This window comes from Altererythrobacter litoralis (assembly GCF_036324225.1).
GTDB lineage: Bacteria > Pseudomonadota > Alphaproteobacteria > Sphingomonadales > Sphingomonadaceae > Erythrobacter > Erythrobacter litoralis_A.
In genome coordinates this window covers 229,057-247,726 of record NZ_JAZDQV010000004.1, presented here as the reverse complement: position 1 = coordinate 247,726, position 18,670 = coordinate 229,057, and the positions used below count along the sequence as shown (strand labels likewise).

16 protein-coding genes are annotated in these 18,670 nt (G+C 57.0%); 15 read left to right on the top strand and 1 reads right to left on the bottom strand.

Annotated features, from left to right (window positions below; genetic code table 11):
* Positions 1 to 4,814, bottom strand: a 4,814-nt coding sequence (locus VRS74_RS06260; protein ID WP_354144388.1) for a cadherin-like domain-containing protein, incomplete at its 3' end; no start/stop codon positions are given.
* A gap of 997 nt (positions 4,815 to 5,811) precedes the next feature.
* Between VRS74_RS06260 and VRS74_RS06255 the strand changes: the two genes are divergently transcribed.
* The 15 genes from VRS74_RS06255 to VRS74_RS06185 all read left to right on the top strand — a co-directional run bounded on the left by VRS74_RS06255 (position 5,812) and on the right by VRS74_RS06185 (position 18,660).
* A complete protein-coding gene (locus VRS74_RS06255; protein ID WP_354144387.1) occupies positions 5,812 to 6,006 on the top strand; it encodes a Flp family type IVb pilin in 195 nt (64 codons plus the stop codon).
* 109 nt (positions 6,007 to 6,115) lie between these two features.
* Complete coding sequence (gene cpaB / locus VRS74_RS06250; RefSeq protein WP_354144386.1) at positions 6,116 to 7,015, top strand: Flp pilus assembly protein CpaB; 900 nt, start codon at positions 6,116 to 6,118, stop codon at positions 7,013 to 7,015.
* 4 nt (positions 7,016 to 7,019) lie between these two features.
* Positions 7,020 to 8,453, top strand: coding sequence for a type II and III secretion system protein family protein (locus tag VRS74_RS06245; RefSeq protein ID WP_354144385.1), 1,434 nt, complete (start codon positions 7,020 to 7,022; stop codon positions 8,451 to 8,453).
* A complete protein-coding gene (locus VRS74_RS06240; RefSeq protein ID WP_354144384.1) occupies positions 8,443 to 8,727 on the top strand; it encodes a hypothetical protein in 285 nt (94 codons plus the stop codon). The genes VRS74_RS06245 and VRS74_RS06240 overlap by 11 nt, the downstream gene beginning before the upstream one ends.
* 69 nt (positions 8,728 to 8,796) lie before the next feature.
* Complete coding sequence (locus VRS74_RS06235) at positions 8,797 to 10,386, top strand: pilus assembly protein TadG-related protein (protein ID WP_354144383.1); 1,590 nt, start codon at positions 8,797 to 8,799, stop codon at positions 10,384 to 10,386.
* Positions 10,383 to 10,898 (top strand): TadE/TadG family type IV pilus assembly protein, encoded by a 516-nt coding sequence (locus VRS74_RS06230; RefSeq protein ID WP_354144382.1) that lies wholly within the window; start codon positions 10,383 to 10,385, stop codon positions 10,896 to 10,898. Before VRS74_RS06235 ends, VRS74_RS06230 begins: the two co-directional genes overlap by 4 nt.
* 2 nt (positions 10,899 to 10,900) lie before the next feature.
* Positions 10,901 to 11,521 carry a TadE/TadG family type IV pilus assembly protein gene (locus VRS74_RS06225; protein WP_354144381.1) on the top strand — a complete coding sequence of 207 codons (621 nt, stop codon included), beginning with the start codon at positions 10,901 to 10,903 and terminating at the stop codon, positions 11,519 to 11,521.
* An 8-nt stretch (positions 11,522 to 11,529) separates the two neighbouring features.
* Positions 11,530 to 12,714 carry a CpaE/TadZ family protein gene (locus VRS74_RS06220; RefSeq protein WP_354144380.1) on the top strand — a complete coding sequence of 395 codons (1,185 nt, stop codon included), beginning with the start codon at positions 11,530 to 11,532 and terminating at the stop codon, positions 12,712 to 12,714.
* Between the two features lie 43 nt (positions 12,715 to 12,757).
* Positions 12,758 to 14,113, top strand: a complete 1,356-nt coding sequence (locus tag VRS74_RS06215) for a TadA family conjugal transfer-associated ATPase (protein WP_435521379.1) — start codon at positions 12,758 to 12,760, stop codon at positions 14,111 to 14,113.
* Between the two features lie 3 nt (positions 14,114 to 14,116).
* Positions 14,117 to 15,118 (top strand): type II secretion system F family protein, encoded by a 1,002-nt coding sequence (locus VRS74_RS06210; RefSeq protein ID WP_354144378.1) that lies wholly within the window; start codon positions 14,117 to 14,119, stop codon positions 15,116 to 15,118.
* A gap of 1 nt (position 15,119) precedes the next feature.
* The gene (locus VRS74_RS06205) at positions 15,120 to 16,082 is read left to right on the top strand and encodes a type II secretion system F family protein (RefSeq protein WP_354144377.1); all 963 of its coding nucleotides are present in this window, start codon (positions 15,120 to 15,122) and stop codon (positions 16,080 to 16,082) included.
* An 11-nt stretch (positions 16,083 to 16,093) separates the two neighbouring features.
* Positions 16,094 to 16,912, top strand: coding sequence for a tetratricopeptide repeat protein (locus tag VRS74_RS06200; protein ID WP_354144376.1), 819 nt, complete (start codon positions 16,094 to 16,096; stop codon positions 16,910 to 16,912).
* Between the two features lie 33 nt (positions 16,913 to 16,945).
* Positions 16,946 to 17,386 (top strand): A24 family peptidase, encoded by a 441-nt coding sequence (locus VRS74_RS06195; RefSeq protein WP_354144375.1) that lies wholly within the window; start codon positions 16,946 to 16,948, stop codon positions 17,384 to 17,386.
* Positions 17,387 to 17,429: 43 nt separating this feature from the next.
* A complete protein-coding gene (locus VRS74_RS06190; RefSeq protein ID WP_354144374.1) occupies positions 17,430 to 18,242 on the top strand; it encodes a hypothetical protein in 813 nt (270 codons plus the stop codon).
* Positions 18,243 to 18,300: 58 nt separating this feature from the next.
* Positions 18,301 to 18,660: a hypothetical protein gene (locus VRS74_RS06185; RefSeq protein ID WP_354144373.1), complete on the top strand. Its 360-nt coding sequence runs from the start codon at positions 18,301 to 18,303 to the stop codon at positions 18,658 to 18,660.
* The last annotated feature ends 10 nt before the right edge of the window (positions 18,661 to 18,670 follow it).

Sequence of the window (18,670 nt, the reverse complement as noted above, 5' to 3'; positions counted from 1 at the left end):
ACGTTGCCACTGATCGGCGCAACCGCATCCTCAGCTACATCAATGTTCGACTGATCAGTCGCCGTCGGAACATCGTCGACAATCGTTACGACGATCGTGCCCGAACCGATCAGGTTGTTGGCCTGGTCGTAAACCTCATAGCCAAAGCTTTCCTGATCGTTGATTGGATTGTTACCATTGTCGCCTCCCTGGTCAGGAGTGATGCTGTCGCCATCAATAGGCGAAGTCAGTTCGTAACTGTAGCTACCATCAGCATTGAGTGTCAGCGTACCGTAGTTGCCATTCGCCGGATCGGTCAGCTGATAAACAAACGGACCGGTAGCGTTGGTTACGGTTATCTGGCCGGTGGTGAAGAACTCGCTGTCTGAAGCCGCATCGGTGCCCAAGCCGTCGAGACCCGCTTCATACACAATCGCGTTATTGTCACTTACATTGCCCGCGACATTGTCGATGTCGATCACGAGGTCGGCTGAGCTCTGATCGCCATCACCATCTTCAATGGTGTATGTGAAGGTCAGTTGCGTATCGACATTGATCGTGTTCGCGTCGGAGGTGAATGTATAGTCGCCATTCGCCTCAATCACTAGAGTACCGATGCTGGTCGTAAGGGTAATGGTGCCATCTGGGGCAACAGACTTGTTGTCCAGTGTTACTCCAGCGGGCGGATTTTCAAGATCGGCATCGACAACCGGGCCGTCGGCGGCATAGCCGTCCGCGCCGGAACTGTCCGTGCCATTTCCGCCATCATCGTCGGTCACGACATTGCCGCTGACGTCTTCGCCCTCGCCAAGCGAATTGGCGTTGTCGGTCGCAGCCGGGCCATCATCTTCAAAGGTGAAGGAATCGCCGATATTGATCGTCTGCGCCGCTTCATCGCCATCGCCATCGGTGATGGTTGCAGTAAGCTTTATCAGGTCCGCAGCCATGGATTCGGCTTCGCCGAAAGCCTCTACCGGATCAGCATCATTGTCATGCTCGATCGCGCGGAACTGTTCCTGCTCGATGCTTCCCGATACGGGGTTCAGCGTCAGCGTGAACGCCACATCGCCCGAAGTTTCGAGATAGCCTTCGATCACATTCGGATCGCCGGCGCTGATGCGCAGCAGGATGGCTTCATCGGTCACTGCATCGGTCAGTCCCGACGGGGTGGCGTCACCGCCGTTGATCGACAGCGAATAGACCAGCGCATTGCTAGCTGCCTGGCCATCGGCACCGAACAGAGGTGCGAAGGCATCGGCAAAGCTGGCGCTGTCCGTGTCCGAACCGCCTTCGGTGTCGGTATCGTCAGTCACCAGAGTCGGAGCCGAACCATCGGCTTCGCCGAATTCGGGTGTATCGTCATCGACGTTGACCGTCAGCGTGCCGGTAGCAAAGTCAGTATCGCCATCGGTTACCGTGTAGGTCAGCACGAAGCTGGCATCGGTCTCTACGTCGTCGCCACTCAGATGGTGGTCGAGCGGCGCAAGCTGGGTAACAACATAGTCGCCAGTGGCCGGATCGACCTGGACGCTGAATACGTCATTGCTGCCGTCATTGGCGGTCAGCATATCGCCTGCCCATGTGTAGGTTACAGTGACGCCATTGATGTCGACCGACTGGCCGTTCATCGAAGCAAAGGTGATGCTGCCTGCGCCATCGGCACCGAACTGGTGTGCCAGCGTGCCAGTGGTGTTGGCGCTATCTGGATTAGCGTCGCCAACGCCACCTGGATTTCCGCTCAGCGCGTCATCGTCCAGAGCAACCGGCTCATTGGCGCTGGTCAGCGGTTCATCATCGACAATGTCGATCCGCAGAGTGTCCTGGCTGAAATCGTCATCCTGGTCTTCGACCCGGACCACGAAATCGTCAAACGTGGTGTCGCCGCTGGTGTTTTCCGTCAGCTCATAGCTGTAGGTGATCGAGCCAGCGCTGATTGCCGTGACAGTCAGCGTGCCATGCGCACCAAGGAAAGTCTGCCCTTCACTGGTCACTTCGACACCATCGATGAACACCGTCGCCGGGCCATCGGGCGCAGTGTAGGTGAAGGTACCGACAGTGGTTTCGCTGTTCGAAGCCGCATCTGTGCCGACATCGGCACCATTGGGCGGACCGTCCAGGCCGGCTTCATCAACCAGGGTGCCGTCTTCGCCGGCTACCGGCAGGTCAAGCGTAGTGGTGGAATCGCCAATCGTGATGATCAGCTGGGCCGAAGAAGGATCGCTGTCACCATCGACGATGGTGTAATCGAATGTATCGATCTGGCCGCCGGGCGTGCCCGGATCGCGGGTGTAGGTATAGGTGCCATCGGCTTCGATGGTCAGCTTGCCCCATTCGCCCTGGATCTCGTCACCCGCGCTGCCGCTGCCGCCTGCACCGCTATAGGTTGTGACAACCGCGCCATCGGCGCCTTCGGTGTCATTGGCCAGCACATTGCCGCCGATCGGGCCATATTCGCCCGAAGCGATCGAATTGGCATCGTCTTCAGCGGTCGGCATGTCGTCAATGATCGCAATCACGATCGACGTATTGGCGGTATCGCCATCGCTATCGGTGACGACCAGCGTGAAGGTGTCGCTGTCCGGATCGGAAAGCGTATTGTCGGTCAGCTCGTAAGTATAGGTGTAAGTGCCACTGTCTTCGGTGATGGTCAGCACGCCCTTTGACGTGGTGACGGTACCGCCCGAAGTGACATTGACTCCATTGACCACCAGCGAAGCAATTGTGTCATTGCCGGTATCGATGAAGATGCCGCCTTGAGTGAATTCGCTGTTGCTCGGCTCGTCGGAACCTTCCGGCTCGCCATCGCGCGCTGCCAGACCGGCTTCATTGACCGAATCTTCGCCCTGGGCGCGGATTTCGGGTGTCGAATCGGGAAGCAGGTTGATCGTGACGAGCGCATCGCTCGGGTCACCATCGCCATCTTCGATGCTGTAACGGAAGAAGACCTGGCCTTCTTCGCCGGGAGCGGGCGTGTAAGTGAAAGTGCCGTCGCCATTGTTGACGAGCGTACCTGCGCCTGTGAGCGTGCCTGGCACCACGGCGATGGCACTAAATTGGACAGCATCTGCGCCTTGGGTGTCGTTGACGAAAACATCGACCGTGACCGGCGCATTCTCGCTCGATTGGGTGACTTGATCGTCTTCTGCGGTAGGCACGTCGTCGACGATGCTGATGACGAGATCATCTTGAGCAATGTCACCATCGAGGTCAGTAACGACGACCTCAAACGAGACAGATGTGTTGTCGCCTACGGTATTGTCGTTGAGCGTATACGCATAAGTGATTGAGCCGTCGCCAGTTAGCGGATCGTATGTGTAGGCAGAAATGACAAGAGAGCCTGTCGCATCTGCAAAAATAGTCTGCGAAAGGCTGCCCGGATCAATTGCAACGCCCTCGATCGTGACGCTTCCAACGCCGTCAGGCGAACTAAAGGTTATCGTGTCTGAGACCGTCTCACTGTCGCCATCAAAAGCAGATCCAGGCGCCTCATCGTCACGCGTGTCCGTGGTCGATGGCAAGTGCGCTTCACGAACTTCCTGACCTTCACCAATTTCAGGACCAATCGAATCGAGAGCATTCTCGATTTCAATGGTTAGCGTGGCAGTATCGGTGCTGCCGTCCTGGTCGATGATAGTGTAAGTAAAAGTCTCACTTACTCCGCCTGGCGTATTGCCGTCGCGAACGTATGAGTAAGTGCCATCAGCGTTCAGCGTGAGAACGCCGTAGGTGCCCTGCAGACTGTCTCCCGGATTGGCGGAGCCGCCATCATTGCTAAAACCGGTTACAGCGTCGGGGCCTTGATCGCCCTCTGGATAGTTGTCGGCGCCAGGCTCGTCGTTGAGGAGAACATTACCAGTGATAGGAGCATGGCTGCCAGCAGGCACAATGCCGATGTCGTCCGCAGCGATGGGGGCATCGTCTTCGACAAGGATGCTGAGCGACGCGTTTGCGATATCTCCATCTGTGTCGATAACCGTGGCCTGGAAAAAGCCGTCAACTGTCCTGCCAACAAGATTGTCGGACAGTGTGTAGCTGAAGCCAATTTCGCCAGAAGCAAGATTAATGCTTGTGATGGTCAGGATACCATCTGGCGAGATGAATTCCTGCCCAATATTGGCGATTTCAACGCCATTTATCAGGATCGCAGAAAGCCCGTCGGGCGCTGTGAAGATGATGGTGCCGCTCGTCGTCTCGGCATCAGTTTCGTCCGCGGTGCCAGAGGGCTCAATATCACCACCAATGTCGCGCTCAGGCAGCCCGCGCTCTGCGACGGTGGCTATGGCATTCTCGACGCCTACCGGATTATCCGGCGTTACGATGACAATTTCAGGTTCACGATCAAGCGGCTGAGGGATGATTTCTTCCCGCGGCTCAACTGCCGTCGACAGGTCAGTGTAAGGCAGCAGGTCGCCAAGGTCGAAAGCGCCTTGTAGGAAAGACTCACCATCATCGAAATCGCCGCCCGAGCTGGGCAGCTGTCCGGGCTCAGCCTCAGGGTTGAGCTCCTCTCCAAGCAAAGCTGCGACAGCAAGTGGGGAAAGAACGGCCCCATCAATCACCAATTCAGGTACAATGACCGCACCGTCGGGAATGATAATGCGCGAGCCATCCTCGAGAGTGATGACAAGGTCGCGTCCCTGAACGCTGAGGTTGTCGAGCGACACGCCGGCAGGAAGAACCACCGCGCCATCGGCATTGGGCACCACGGTACGCGTGCCTGCAGCGGAGACACGGGCGGGCGTATCCTGAAAATCGTTTGAGCCTATGCCGAGGCCCTCTTCAGCCCCGCCGTCGCGCTCGAAACCACCGCGCTTGCTGCCATCGAAATCAACCATGGTAAAGACCCCTCTGCGCTGGACCGAACCGCCCGATCCAGTTCGCAAGTCCAAATCCACGAAGCAGGAGCCAACACCCCAAAAACTCCAGCAAATTCAGTGCTTGCGTCACGCTTCATTTTCCCAACCCGCTCCGAACGATTCGGAGGAGGGCTTATCTAACACTAAAGTATTACATTTAATGACCTCAGGTGCAAGTCCAGTAACCATATTTTCGCTCTCCTCCGCCGCAAGTCGACAAAAATGACGCACGGCCGAATTCTTCAAATGTAATACGTTAGTATTGTCTTGTAGTTCTTTCCTATTATTTTATACTTCTTAGGTTTAATTTTCGTTAAACCATACTCGCCCGCCCTCAAAGAAGGTTCGCAAAAAAATTTTTCCGCCAAAGTCTGGCCAGAATGAGATCTATCTTCGCTGAACTGGAGCCAAGGCGAGGCAGGAAAGCGCGCCACAAAATCGGACAAAGAAAGACTGCGCGCATGGGCATTTAATATTGATATTCAATGTTTTAAATTGCTCAGATTAAATTAGAGGCAGGGGCAATCTCCGGCGGATTGGGGATTTTCTGCGCAACCCAGAGTGTTGTATGAATTCTGCGGGCTGAGGGTTTTTCAAACGCAGGTCTCTGCATTTGCAAAACGAACTGCCCCACCTGGATCTGAGAGGTTGCGGTCGCTCCGCCGCCGAGAAATGCTTCGCGTCCAGCAGCATGACATCCATGACAAAATTTCACTTTTGCTGTTGCCGCAGTATCACAAAATGCGCCTTATGTTTTCGAGATTAACTCATTAATGATTTTTTTCTTGACCCTTTAGGGTAAATGCATGATCCTTCAAATGCTGCGGGAAATAGATAGGCCCTGTACGGCGCGGTTAAGGCGGCAGAGTCAGCAGCCTTGGTTTGGTCGGGGTCTGTTGCCCTCCCAAGTGGGGGTCTGAATTTGGACAAATTTGCGACTTAGGTAAGCGTCGTACATTTTGAATGAGGTGGACAAATGAGCATTTTAAAAAACTTTCTTCGCGATGAGGCAGGCGCGTCAGCGGCCGAATACGCTCTCATCCTTGCCATTGTTGGTGCCGCGATCGTTTTGGGCGCAATTGCTCTGGGCGGCGCGATCGGCGACGAAATGGACAGCGCCGCGGATTGTATTGATGGCACCGATACGAGTTGCCGTCCTACCACTGGCTAATTCAGCACAATATTATTCCAAGAGCCGGTCAGTGCCACCTGCGACCCGGGGCACTGACCGCCTCTTGGTTTGACTCTAGGGCCGGGAAAACAAAGATACGGGAGGCTGCATGCGAGGACGCAACATCCTTATTATTGGGCTAGCCTTATTTATCGGCCTCATCGCTGTATACCTTACGAACTCTTACTTCAGTGGCGAGCAACAGCGTCAGGCGCGCGAGGCGGAAGAGCGGCAAATGGCGCGTATTGTCGTTGCATCGCAGGACTTCCAGTTCGGCACCCCGCTTGCCTCCACCAACTTGCAGTTGGCTAATTGGCCGTCGAATTCCGTACCCCAAGGCGCGTTTCAGTCGGTTGAGGAAGCAATCCGCGGAGGCCGCGTAGCGCTGCGCCCAATCGTGATTGGCGAGCCCATCCTTGCCAGTAAGGTCAGCGGCGAAGGCGGGCGCGCGGTCCTTTCGGCGATCCTGCCGGAAGAGCTAAGGGCAGTAGCGATCCCCGTCAATCAGGTGTCGAGCGTGGGCGGTTTCGTGCGAGCCGGAGATGTCGTAGATGTGATGCTGACTAGGCAGATCCCCGGCGAAGGGGCAACAGGCCAGGACCAAATGACCTCGGTCGTGCTAGAAAACGTGCTAGTGCTTGCGATCGACCAAACCGCCGACGAGAACCAGACCAATCCACAAGTCGGCCAAACCGCCACGGTACAAACCGACATCCTCGGCGCGCAGAAACTCACCCTAGCCCGCCAAATCGGCTCGCTCAGCCTCGCCCTGCGCAATGTCGAAAACCAAGCCATAGGCGGCACGCGCACGGTTACCACCGCCGATCTAGCTGGTTCGGGTTTTTACATTCCCGCCAAGACTTCTGCGCCTGCAGATCCGCAAGCGGTTGCAGGTGCGGGCCGCAACGCGTCGGATCCTGCCCCACGCCGCACCAGCGGTCCGACTATGTCGATCGTTCGGGGTGTCGAAGCCACAACCTATGAAGTGAAGCGCAATGGGGGGATGTAAGGTCATGCGAAACAACCTCAAATTGCTTGGCGCCGCCGCCCTGGCGGCATTCACGAGCGGAGCAGCCGCCCCACTTGTACAGCCACTCATGGCGCAGGACGGGGACATGTCGATCCATGCAGGATCAGTAGAAGTCCCAGTTAATAAAAGCCAAGTGATTACTGCCGACCGCTCAATTGCGCGTGCTATGATCGGCAATGATGAAATCGCCGATATCTTCCCCATCTCAGACCGCTCGGTTTATGTACTCGGCAAGAAGCTCGGCACTACCAGCCTGACGCTATATGATCGCGCTAACAACGTGCTTGCCGTGATGGATGTTGCCGTGGGCCCCGACGTTATCGGATTGCGCGAACAACTTTCATCATTAATGCCTAGCGAAACAATCGACGCGCGTATTTCGAACGAATCAATCGTTTTGAGCGGCACGGTGTCGAGCGCGGGCGCTGCGGATCGGGCAGCACAGCTGGCCAGGGCCTATGCGGGCGACAAGGTTGTGAACCTGATGTCGCTCGGCGGAAGCCAGCAGGTAATGCTTGAAGTTCGCTTCGCCGAAGTCTCCCGCTCGGTGGGCAAGGATTTAGGCGTCCGATCAATCTTCAACTCAAACGGCGGCCGTTTCAGCGGCGCTATCGGCTCAGGAGCCAGCCTCACACCAGACGAGACAGGCGCCGGGGTTCTTGGTGTTTCAGCAGTAACCCAGTCATTCGGAGTGGTTACTCGAAGCTTCAGCGATGTTCTCGGGCTTGATATTGATGTCGCACTCGACACGCTCGAAGCAAAGGGGCTGTCCAAGACGCTCGCCGAACCTACGCTTGTTTCTCTTTCTGGCGAGCGGGCTAGCTTCCTAGCAGGCGGTGAGTTTCCGATCCCAGTTGCACAGGGAAGTGGCGGACAGAGTGGTGGCGCTACTAACGGCGGGGCCTTCACGGTCGAGTTCAAACAGTTTGGTGTAAGCTTGGGCTTCACGCCAACTGTTCTAAGCGACAATACAATTAACCTGCTTGTCGAGCCCGAAGTGAGCTCGATCGACCCGAGCGCCTCTCTCACTATTGGCGATCTTCGAATTCCGGGCCTGAAGACCCGTCGCGCGAGCACAGTGCTTGAATTACGAGACGGCGAAAGCTTCGCTATTGCGGGCCTGATCGAGAGGGACTTCGAGACTACGGTCGACCAGGTGCCATTGCTCGGCTCGATACCGATAATTGGTACCCTGTTCCGTTCTTCGAGCTTCAAGAAGGGCGAAACGGAATTGCTGATCGTCGTCACGCCGCGCCTTGTTCAGCCGATCCGGCCCGACCAAGTGCGCATGCCGACAGATCGTGTAGCCGACCCGGTGGAGGCCGATGTGCTGCTCAACGGGACAATGTACCGACCAAACACCCCGGTGCCGAACGGTGCCGCGACCTCCGACAAGGAGAGCGACTATGAAATTTAAGTCGAAGATGACCGCCGCAATAGTGCTGGCTCTCTCCCTTGGCGGCTGCGCCACAATGGCAGACCAGGAATTCTTCGGCCACCTGGATACGGGCTTCGGCGAAGCCAATCGCGCTACTTTTGCCGCAATGGTGGTCAATCCCGACCCGCAATACGACACGCCGATCCCCGCCACCAGCGCGGCCCATGCCGCCGCCGCGATCGAACGTTACCGCAGCGACAATGTGAAGAAGCCTGAGCGGGTGAGTACGACCGAAGGTGGCGGGAATAATTGAGCAGAATGGTTATGATCCATGACGACGCAGGCGAAGTATAGGAGAGCACTCTGGGACCAGAGTGGGGCTGTGGCCGCCACCTATGCGCTTACGCTCGTCGCATTAATTGCCATCCTCGGCCTTGCTTTCGACTATGCGCGCATGGTCAACATGGACACGGAGCTGCAGAACGCCGCTGACCAAGCGGCGCTGGCAGCCGCCAGCCAGCTAGATGGCAGTTCACGATCAATCGAGCGCGCGATCGCCGCGGCACAGGGAGGGCTTGTCTCCAACTCGACCCTCATCTCGAATGATGGCGAAGGACGAACAATCGACGTTACCAACTCTTCGCAAGTCGTCTTTTACATAAGCCGGGTTGATGCCGAAGCAGGAACCAACTCCTTTACCGACACCTCCCGCTTTGCAGAAGCTAGGTTCGTCGAAGTCACGGTCGATATGCGTGAAGTTGACTATGCGTTTACGCCAATTGTTGGCCTACTCCGCGCACAGATGTCGGCTTCGGCGGTGGCTGGTATAGGATCAGCGCTATGCCGCATCCCACCACTCATGATTTGCAACCCCTATGAGGCAGGTACGCCTGCAACAGAAACTGCATTTAATTTCGACGATGCCAAGGGCAAGGGAGTGCTCGCCAAGCCAGGCGGCGGCGGCCAGTGGGCCCCCGGCAACTATGGCTATATCGATATTGGGACTAATGGCGCAGTCGGCGTTCGTGAGGCCCTGGGCTGGGATGGCCCTGGTGGTGATTGTATTTCTGTAGATTCCCTCGACCCGAAATCTCCTGGCGAGATTGACACACAAACCGGAAATATCGCAAGCGGCCCGCAAGCAATAAACACTCGCTTCGATGTTTACTCGAGCCAGGGCTGTGCCAGCAACGGTGTCTGCTCACCTGCGCTCAATTCTCGCAAAGATTTGGTGAGGCCCGTTGATCTGGTTCCTGCAACAGGCAATTCCTGCAACATAGGTAACAACGGCTGGCGCGAGCCTGCAAATGCCTATCACCCAACAAGCACAAACACCCCCTACCCAGGGAATGTTAGCTCAATGGGGCACCCGCGCGACCTGTGTCACGCAGTGCAGGACGGAACTACCGGACACTGCAAGAACCAAACTTTGGGCAATGGCTCTTGGGATCGTGACACCTATTTCAAGACGCATTTCAAGAATGCGGACGGAACCGGCTGGACCAACGCACAGTGGACGACCGCGCTGGCAAGTGCGACGCTGACGACCTCGCCTAGCATTGGGCAAATTAGCCGATACGACGTTTACAAATGGGAAGAGAAAGCGTCTTCTACGCGGCTTTCGGACACACAGTGGCTCGCGTCAGGCACGCAAATGACCACGCGAAACGAGCCCGTCTGCGGGCAGAAATATGGTTTCACGCCGAAGACAGATCCACTCGACAGAAGAAGAATGACCTTAGCGGTAATTAATTGCAAATTTCATAATGTCAGCGGTAGTTCATCCGGCGTACCAGTAGCCACTTGGGTCGACGTTTTCATCGTTCAGCCATCCTACGATCGCGGTCCGGGTAACAGTTTCACGCGCAAAGACGAGATATATGCCGAGATTATCGGCCAAACCGACATATCACGCGCCGGTGCTCCGGTTGGTCCAACTATCCGGCGTGACGTGCCCTATCTGGTGAGATGATGATGCTGGCTCGCTTCATCATTTGCCAACGAGGTGCTGCGGCCGCTGAAATGGCGCTTATTCTGCCATTGGCTGTACTGATGATTTTTTCCGCACTTGAGGCGGGGCATTACTTGTACCAGGAGCACCAAGTCACAAAAGGCCTGCGCGATAGCGGCCGCTGGGCTGCGCGGCAAAGTTTCGATTTGATCAATTGCCGCGGGGGTAGTGCGAGCGCGATCCCTACCGATACGCAAACGGCCATCAAGAACCTTGCGCGAACCGGAAAACTCTCGGGCGGAACCGCACGCATTGCAGGCTGGGATAGTGCCGACATCACAATTGAAGTGGATTGTCCGCCCCCTCTTCCAGGAGAAACCGATCATACAGGCATCTATGATAGCGGCGAACCAGCCGCCCGGGTCACGATTTCGACCAATTTCAGCTACAATTCCCTGTTCGACGGTCTCGGTGTGCTGACCGACAGCGTTTCACTTAGCGGATCGCACCAGGCGACAGTGATGGGGATCTGACGATGCGCTCGCCCTTCCCCTTCCGCGAATTCATCTTCGACGAACGAGGCTTTGCCGCCGAGTTCGCGCTGGTCCTGCCGCTACTGTTACTGTTCATTCTCGGCACCATCGATGTCGGAATTTACGCTTGGCGCATCAACCAAGGCGAAAAGGCGACCCAGATCGGCGCCCGTTTTGCCGCAGTCACTGACCCTATAGCCGAAAGCCTCACTAACGCCACTTACGTCAATGCCAATGTGGGAGGCACGCTGATTACTCAGGGCGACCGCATCCCAGCTAGCGCCTTGGGCTTGCTGACTTGCAACAACTCCTCCTGCTCCTGCACGATCGCACCCTGCCCAGGAACCTCCTTCAGCAGCACCGCATTTGCGAACCTAAGCACGCGGATGAAGCAGATTATGCCAACAATTTTAGACAGCAATATCGTTGTCGAATATTCGGGCTCTGGCCTCGGGTTCGCCGGAGATCCAAATGGCCCGGAAATTGCCCCCGTAATAACCGTAAAACTGACCAACATGACGCACACGCCTATAGCATTCTCTCCCCTTGGTGCGGGTGTAGATTTGCCGGATTTCTCTTATTCAATCACCGCTGAAGATGCCCGTGGAACCACATCAAACTGAGAAGAAAAATGAGCAATATGAGCCATCTTCCTCCAACTACCGGCGATCAGGCATTTCACCTGCCCAAAGGCGTGCATGTCGTTGCGCAGGCCACCACGCTAGCTGAAATTGACGCGTTGGCCGATCACCTAACAGCAGTCGCGTGCAGCGTGGATGACCCGCTGCCGATCAACGATCTTGCCGCTGCTTCAATCGTAGTAATCGAAGTCGACCCAGCATCACGCAATTCGCTTAAGAGGATAGACCTGCTGCGTAACGATTTTCCGCATGTGCCGGTGATCGCCGGCCTCGCTGAGGTCGACATTGCCACATCTCGCCAGTTATTACGCCGCGGGGTGAGTGACATCATCGCTTTGCCATTCTCAATCGATGAATTGGTGGCTGCGATAGTCGACACAGGCAAAAAGCTCGACGAGCAAGGCGAAGCGAGGGTGGTGCTTGCCCCCTTCATCGCCGTACTCCAGACAATCGGCGGATCGGGATCGACGACCATCGCCACGCACCTTGCCGCACAGATGGCGAAAGATATGGGCGAAGGCCGTCGCGCTTGCGTTATTGATCTCGATCTCCAGTCGGGTGACGTCGCCTCTTATCTTGGGGGCACGCCGCGTATGACACTGGAGGACCTTCTCGAAGCAGGCGATCGGCTTGACGAAGAGCTAGTGCTTTCGGTTGCCATACAAACCCATGAGATGGTCGATGTGATTGCACCACCGACCGAAATTGTTCCAATCGAGTCCATCGATTTCGAAAAACTCGCGCGAGTAATCAATATTATTCGCCGGAATTATGACATTGTCTTTGTTGACCTGCCAGGATCCTTCACCAATTGGTCTTTGTCGACGGTTTTTGCCGCCAACCTAACAATTGTTGTCGGTACCCTCACCATTCCAAGCCTGCGCCACGCAAAGCGCCAAATCGACTTTCTGATCTCCATGGGCAAACCTCGAGACTCAATCCAATTTGTTCTGAACAAGGTAGAGAGGGGCCTTTTCAAGGCAATCGATACGGGTGATGCCGCAGAAGCGATCAAGCACCCGGTTCTTGCAACGGTGAGCGAGGAAGCTGCATCTCTGAGCGAGGCGCAGGACCAGGGAAAGCTGGTCTATTCGGTCAGTAAGCGAGGCCGGTTTAACAAGGACATTGTTCAGCTCGCTAACCTGGTCGCGGGCCACTTAAAAGAGGCGCCTTAAGATGTGGAAGATCAAGCAGGCAGGCAAGGATGGCCAATCGGAGATGGCAGTAAAGGCGCCAGTTACTGTTGTCGACGCACGATCCGAACCAGCTGCTTTGCCACGCCCGGCAGTTTCGGGGCGTCAGTCAGATTTGTTACGTGTGCGTATGGCGATCCATCAAAGTCTGTTGGATCGTATGAACTTGTCAATGCTCGACAAACTGTCCGAAGAGCAGATCAAGTTGGAAATCTCGCAAATCCTGCCCGAATTGCTTGCTTCGTTTAACCAGCCCCTTAACCGAGATGAGCGCGCTCTCTTAATCGATGAAGTCATGCACGAGTTGCTTGGCCTTGGACCTCTCGAGCCCCTGCTTAAAGACGAGAGCATAACCGACATTCTGGTCAACGGGTCTGAAGTGGTGTTTGTCGAGCGAGGGGGGGTGCTAGAGAAGGTAAGCACCCGCTTCCAAGATGAAAAGCATCTGATGCGTATAATCCAAAGGATCGTGAGCGGTGTCGGTCGCCGCATCGACGAAAGCTCGCCATTCGTAGACGCTCGTCTCAAGGATGGGAGCCGCGTCAACGCAGTAATTCCGCCACTCGCACTTGACGGGTCTTTGCTCTCAATTCGCAAATTCGCCAAAAAACCGATCAGCATGCAAAAATTGGTCGAGTTTGGATCAGTCCCTCAGGCAATGTCGGATGTGCTCCGCGTCATCGTACAGACGCGACGCAACGTGCTGATTTCAGGTGGGACGGGGTCAGGTAAGACCACATTACTTAATGCGTTGTCTTCCTTCATCGATGAACGTGAAAGAATTGTTACCATCGAAGACTCAGCTGAACTACAACTGCAACAAGAACATGTGGCCCGGCTTGAAACGCGCCCTCCGAATATCGAAGGGCGCGGCGAAGTGAGCCAGCGAGACTTAGTAAAGAACGCTTTGCGCATGCGTCCAGAACGCATCATCATAGGCGAAGTACGCGCCGGAGAAGCGTTCGACATGCTGCAGGCCATGAATACGGGCCACGATGGCTCGATGACCACAGTCCACGCGAACAATCCACGGGATGCCTTGAGCCGCGTCGAGCAAATGGTTCTGATGAGCGGGATCGACATGCCACAAAGGGCAGCACGCGCCCAAATCGCTTCAGCGATCAACGTAGTCGTGCAGGCCACCAGATTAAGTGACGGTCGCCGCAAGGTCACTAGCCTCTCGGAAGTTACCGGGATGGAAGGTGACACAATAACGATGCAGGAGATCTTTCGTTTCAAAAAGGAGGGTATGGACGATCAACAGAATGTAATCGGCCATTTCGAGGCGACCGGCATCAGACCAAGATTTCTCATGGAAGCAGAGGCACAGGGCATAAAAATGCCGGCCGAGCTATTCCGTCCAGAATTGAAGATTGGCTGACCAATGACCGTAGAGCTCATCCGCATCGTCATCCTGCTGCTAATCTTCGCGGCGGTTTTCATTTTAACCCAGGCTGTCGCAAACAGCGCCAGCCGCGGCCGCAGTCACCGCCGAGCGATAAATAAACGCCTCAAGATGATCAGCGCAGGTCAGGACCGCGAGGATATTATTGGGAAACTAATGAAGAATAGGCCGCAGGGAACGCCAAATCTTCCAGATTTTGTTAATAATCTCACGATAAATCTTCAGCGTATCTTATTTATTTCAGGATCTTCGCTGACAATCGCGCAAGCATCCTTGCTCATGACGATCGGCCTAGTCGCGGTGTTCCTGCTTGCGATGCTCGGCCTTGCGCTAACGGGTTTCCAGATCTCGCTCGGAAGCATTCTGGTCTGCGGCGCGTTCAGTATCGGGCTGGCAATAGCAATGCCGATAATGGTTTACTCGAACATTGCAGCTTCTAGACGCAAGAAAATGGAGCACCAATTTCCGATCGCGCTCGATATTTTTGTCCGCGCATTGCGTTCCGGCCATCCAATCGCCGCTGCGATTGACTTGCTCACCCAGGAGATGGACGATCCGATCGGTAGCGAATTTGGACTAATCAGCGACGAGGTTTCCTATGGCGCCGAACTGATCGACGGGCTCGAAAACATGGCCCAGCGATGGGATCTCGACGACATGAAAATGTTTGTCGTTTCACTTTCAGTGCAAAGCCAGACGGGTGGGAACCTCGCTGACATCCTCGACAAAATTTCGCAGGTGATCCGCGATCGTCATCAGCTTTACCTAAAAGTACGTGCGCTTAGCTCTGAGGGCAGAATGACTGCCTGGATGTTGACCGTGTTGCCAATTTTCGCTTTCGTGATGATTTTCTTGATGTCTCCGTCATTCTATCTGGATAACGCTGAGGATCCGATGTTTATCTACGGCTTTGCGATCCTTATCGCGATGTACATAACCGGGGTCTTCATGATCCGGCGGCTTGTGGACCTGAAGGTGTAGGATGATCGAACTTGTCACCAACAACTGGGTCGTGCGGGCGTTGATCCTGCTCATGGTCTTCGGCGCGGTAGCCGCCGTGATCCTGTTCATTTCGAGTGTAACATCGCAGCGGATACGCGTTGAGCGCAAACTCTCGGCTATACTTGGTCGTGAGGGTTCGGGTTCGAGTGAAACGCTCACGCGCCAGCGTACAGATGGCGCTTGGGCCCGTATCGTGAAGCAGGTAGAAAGCGCCGGCTTGAATCTGGGCGACACGGCAGAAACCGAGATCACAAAGCAGTTGCGGGCCGCAGGCTTTATTTCACCCACAGCTCCAAGAATCTACACGCTCGTGCGGCTTATCATGCTCTTCGTACTACCAGGGATTTATGTAGGCCTGTCGCTGCTACAAGCAAAGCCGCCCTCGCTTTCAACGCTCTACTTCGGCGCCATGGCTCTTGCGGCTCTGGGCATTTATCTGCCTAACATCTTCGTTCGCGCAAAGGCGGACGGCCGGCGACGTGAAATCCTCAACGGCTTTCCTGATTGCCTCGACCTGATGCTTGTCTGCATCGAAGCGGGCCTTGGGCTAGAGGCAACGCTCGACCGCGTCGGTCGTGAAATGGTCAATACCCACCCGCTCGTCTCGAAAATGCTGATCGAAACAACCTTACTCATGCGAGCCGGCGCCAGCCGCGAAGATGCCTTACGCAAATTGGGTGAAAACGGCGGGGTCGACGAAATTCGCTCGTTTGCAACTCTTTTGATCCAGTCTGACAAGCTGGGCACCAGCCTTTCGACCACTATGCGCGTCTACTCAGCCGAAATGCGCGAGGCTCGCCGGCTAAGGGCCGAGGAGAAAGCCCACCGGCTACCGGTTCTCATTTCAATTCCACTTGTCATGTTTATGCTGCCGACGATGATTGGGGTCATCATCCTGCCGGCCATCGTTAGGATGATCCGTGAAATTGTTCCGGCCTTGTAGGGGGTAAGACCATGAGGCACACAATCCGCACAGCAAGCTGCATCGCCGCCGCGCTGGCGCTGGGGGGCTGCCAAAGCTTCATCAGTTCGCTCGGCTTCGGGCTGAAAGATTCGGCGGAGACCGAACGACGCGCCGAAATTTTCGGCGGCGACGAGCTCGAAAAGGGCAAACTCGCGCTCAAGCAAGGCAACATCACGATCGCCATCCAGCAATTCCGATTGGCCGCGCTGAACGAGCAATATGCCGCCGACGCCTTCAACGGCCTTGGCATTGCCTATGCCCAACTGGGGCGCGCCGATCTGGCCGCACGATATTTCCGCACTGCAGTAGAGCTCGGCACAGACAACCCGAAATATGCCGCCAATCTCGCGCGCTTCTACCAGTCGCCGCTCGGCAATACGCCCGCCGCGCTGGCTATGCGCGAACGCGAGGCCGAAGCGATTTTGGCGCAGGCCGAGCAGGCAGCTGCAGCCCAGGGCCTCACCGGAGTGCCCGCAGATGCCAACGTCGCGGCCAATAGCGCTGTAACTGTGATGCAACCGCATGCGGAAGTGACCCGCACCAGCCCCCGCGAATTGCACATCGCCACCGCTCAGGCGACCGCCCAACCCGTTCCTGCCGCCGAGGCGCCCGTCCAGGCAGTCGCAGCACGCGGAGGCACCGCGCAAAGCCGCATCACGCTGGTCGGCCGGGCCAACCAGCCGCAGCCTCAAGCGGAGAAGCCCAAGGGGCCGGTGCGCATCATTGTTTCGCGCGGCGGTGGACGCTGGGCCAGCCGCCCGCGTGCGGCGAGCTATCCGGTTCGCATCGCTCTCAAGCGCGACGACTAAGCCTTGGACACAGCCCTGTTATGGCCCGCAGGCTTGAGCCTCCTGCTGGTGATTGGAGCCATTACGGACATTCGTGAACGCCGCCTCGCCAATTGGCTTTCGCTTGCCCTGCTGCTATTCGGCCTCGCGTACGGCTTCAGTCTTGGCGGATTTGCAGAGATGGGCTGGCATGGCGCTCATGCTGCGATCGCACTGCTGGTCGGCATGACACTGTTCGCGCTCGGCGTGATCGGCGGCGGTGACGCGAAATTCTATGCAGGCGCGGCGGCCTATTTCCCGATATCAGCCGGGCTCGACTTGCTGCTGTGGGTCGCACTCTCGGGTGGGGGGGCCGTAATCGGCTGGTTCGGCCTGAGGATGGTATTGCGGCGCGAGAAACCCTCGCCCGAGAGCCTGCAGGCCAAGTTTCCCTATGGCGTGGCAATCGCCGCCGGTGCGCTGCTGGTCGGATGGCAGGTCGTCGGCAACGCGTGACAGCGCCCAGCGGCGCGGGCATAATGGCGGCATGAGTTCGGCAATGTCCATCAACCTCCCAGACGCATGGGCCGACCGGCTGGTCGAGCGCGCGCCGCGTCTCGCGCTGCTCGCGGTTGTGGCGATGGCCTGGGCAATGACGCTGGCCTGGCCCCCGCTTCCGTCGGGCTCGCGGACGCTGGTCGCCGGGCAGCCAAATGCCACGCCACTGGCAGACTACCCGCTGCGACTGGACCTGCCGGATACGCAGCCCGTTACGATGGAAGAGCTGATTGCAGTCGTCGGTCGGCACGAACCTATCGCGCAGGCCAGCAAGGACATATCCGCCCGCAGCGCGGGCACAGTGAAGTCAAGCTCCTCGTCTATTCGGACGAGTTTCGCCGCGGCCTTCTCGGCGTTCCTCGATCCGGCTCCAGCCGGGCGCAGCGCGAACGGCGGCACTGCGCAGCAGGCGCCCGCGACGCAAAAGCTCGGACGCAGCGAGTTGCTGTCTGTCGATTACGACCTGGCCAAGCTCAACCCGAGCCAGCCCACCGCCGCTGCCAGCGAAACGGTCGGATCCAAGGCAGCATACAATTCCGAAGACGGCAGCCTGACAGTCACCAAGCAGCTGCTGGTCGACGGCAAGAGCCGCGGCAGCGCGACGATCCGGATCGAGGAACGCGCGCGAATCCTGATCGCCACCGCTTCGGTGGCCGATGCGCTGGGCCCGCAAGTCGAAAACCTGCCTCGCCGCATCTCCGGCGCAATCGCCACCCGCACCGGCTTCATCCCCTTCCACGAGCTACGCGGTGCGGGCATCGCGGTTGAATACGACCCGGTGACCGACCGGGTTTCGCTTTCCACCAACTCGTGATCCGCGTCGACGTGCAGGCAGTGACGCTGCCCTTACACCGTCCTATGCTGGTGCCGGAATGATCGAAACGCTCGACACATCGGTGCGGCTGGTCGCAGTCGGCGCCACACTGCTCCTGCTGGTGCTGCTGCTCGCCGGCGAAGTGCGCCGCCCGATAAAGGTCGCGCTTGCGGGCCTGCTGCTGGGGGCAGCTGCCTATCTCTTCAATTCGGCGGAGGGATTGCGCCCTTCGCCTGCCCTCAGGCCGCTGATCGACCTCGGCTCGGTCTTTGAGCCGTTCTGGATATGGTTGTTCGCGAGACATTGTTCGAGCGCGAACCTCCTCCCTTGCTCATATGGACGCTCGCCGCCGCCCTCATCGCTGGCTGGCTTTCCGGCCATTAACTGCCCGACAGCCACCCTGCCGGTTTCTACCTGATCCACGCCAT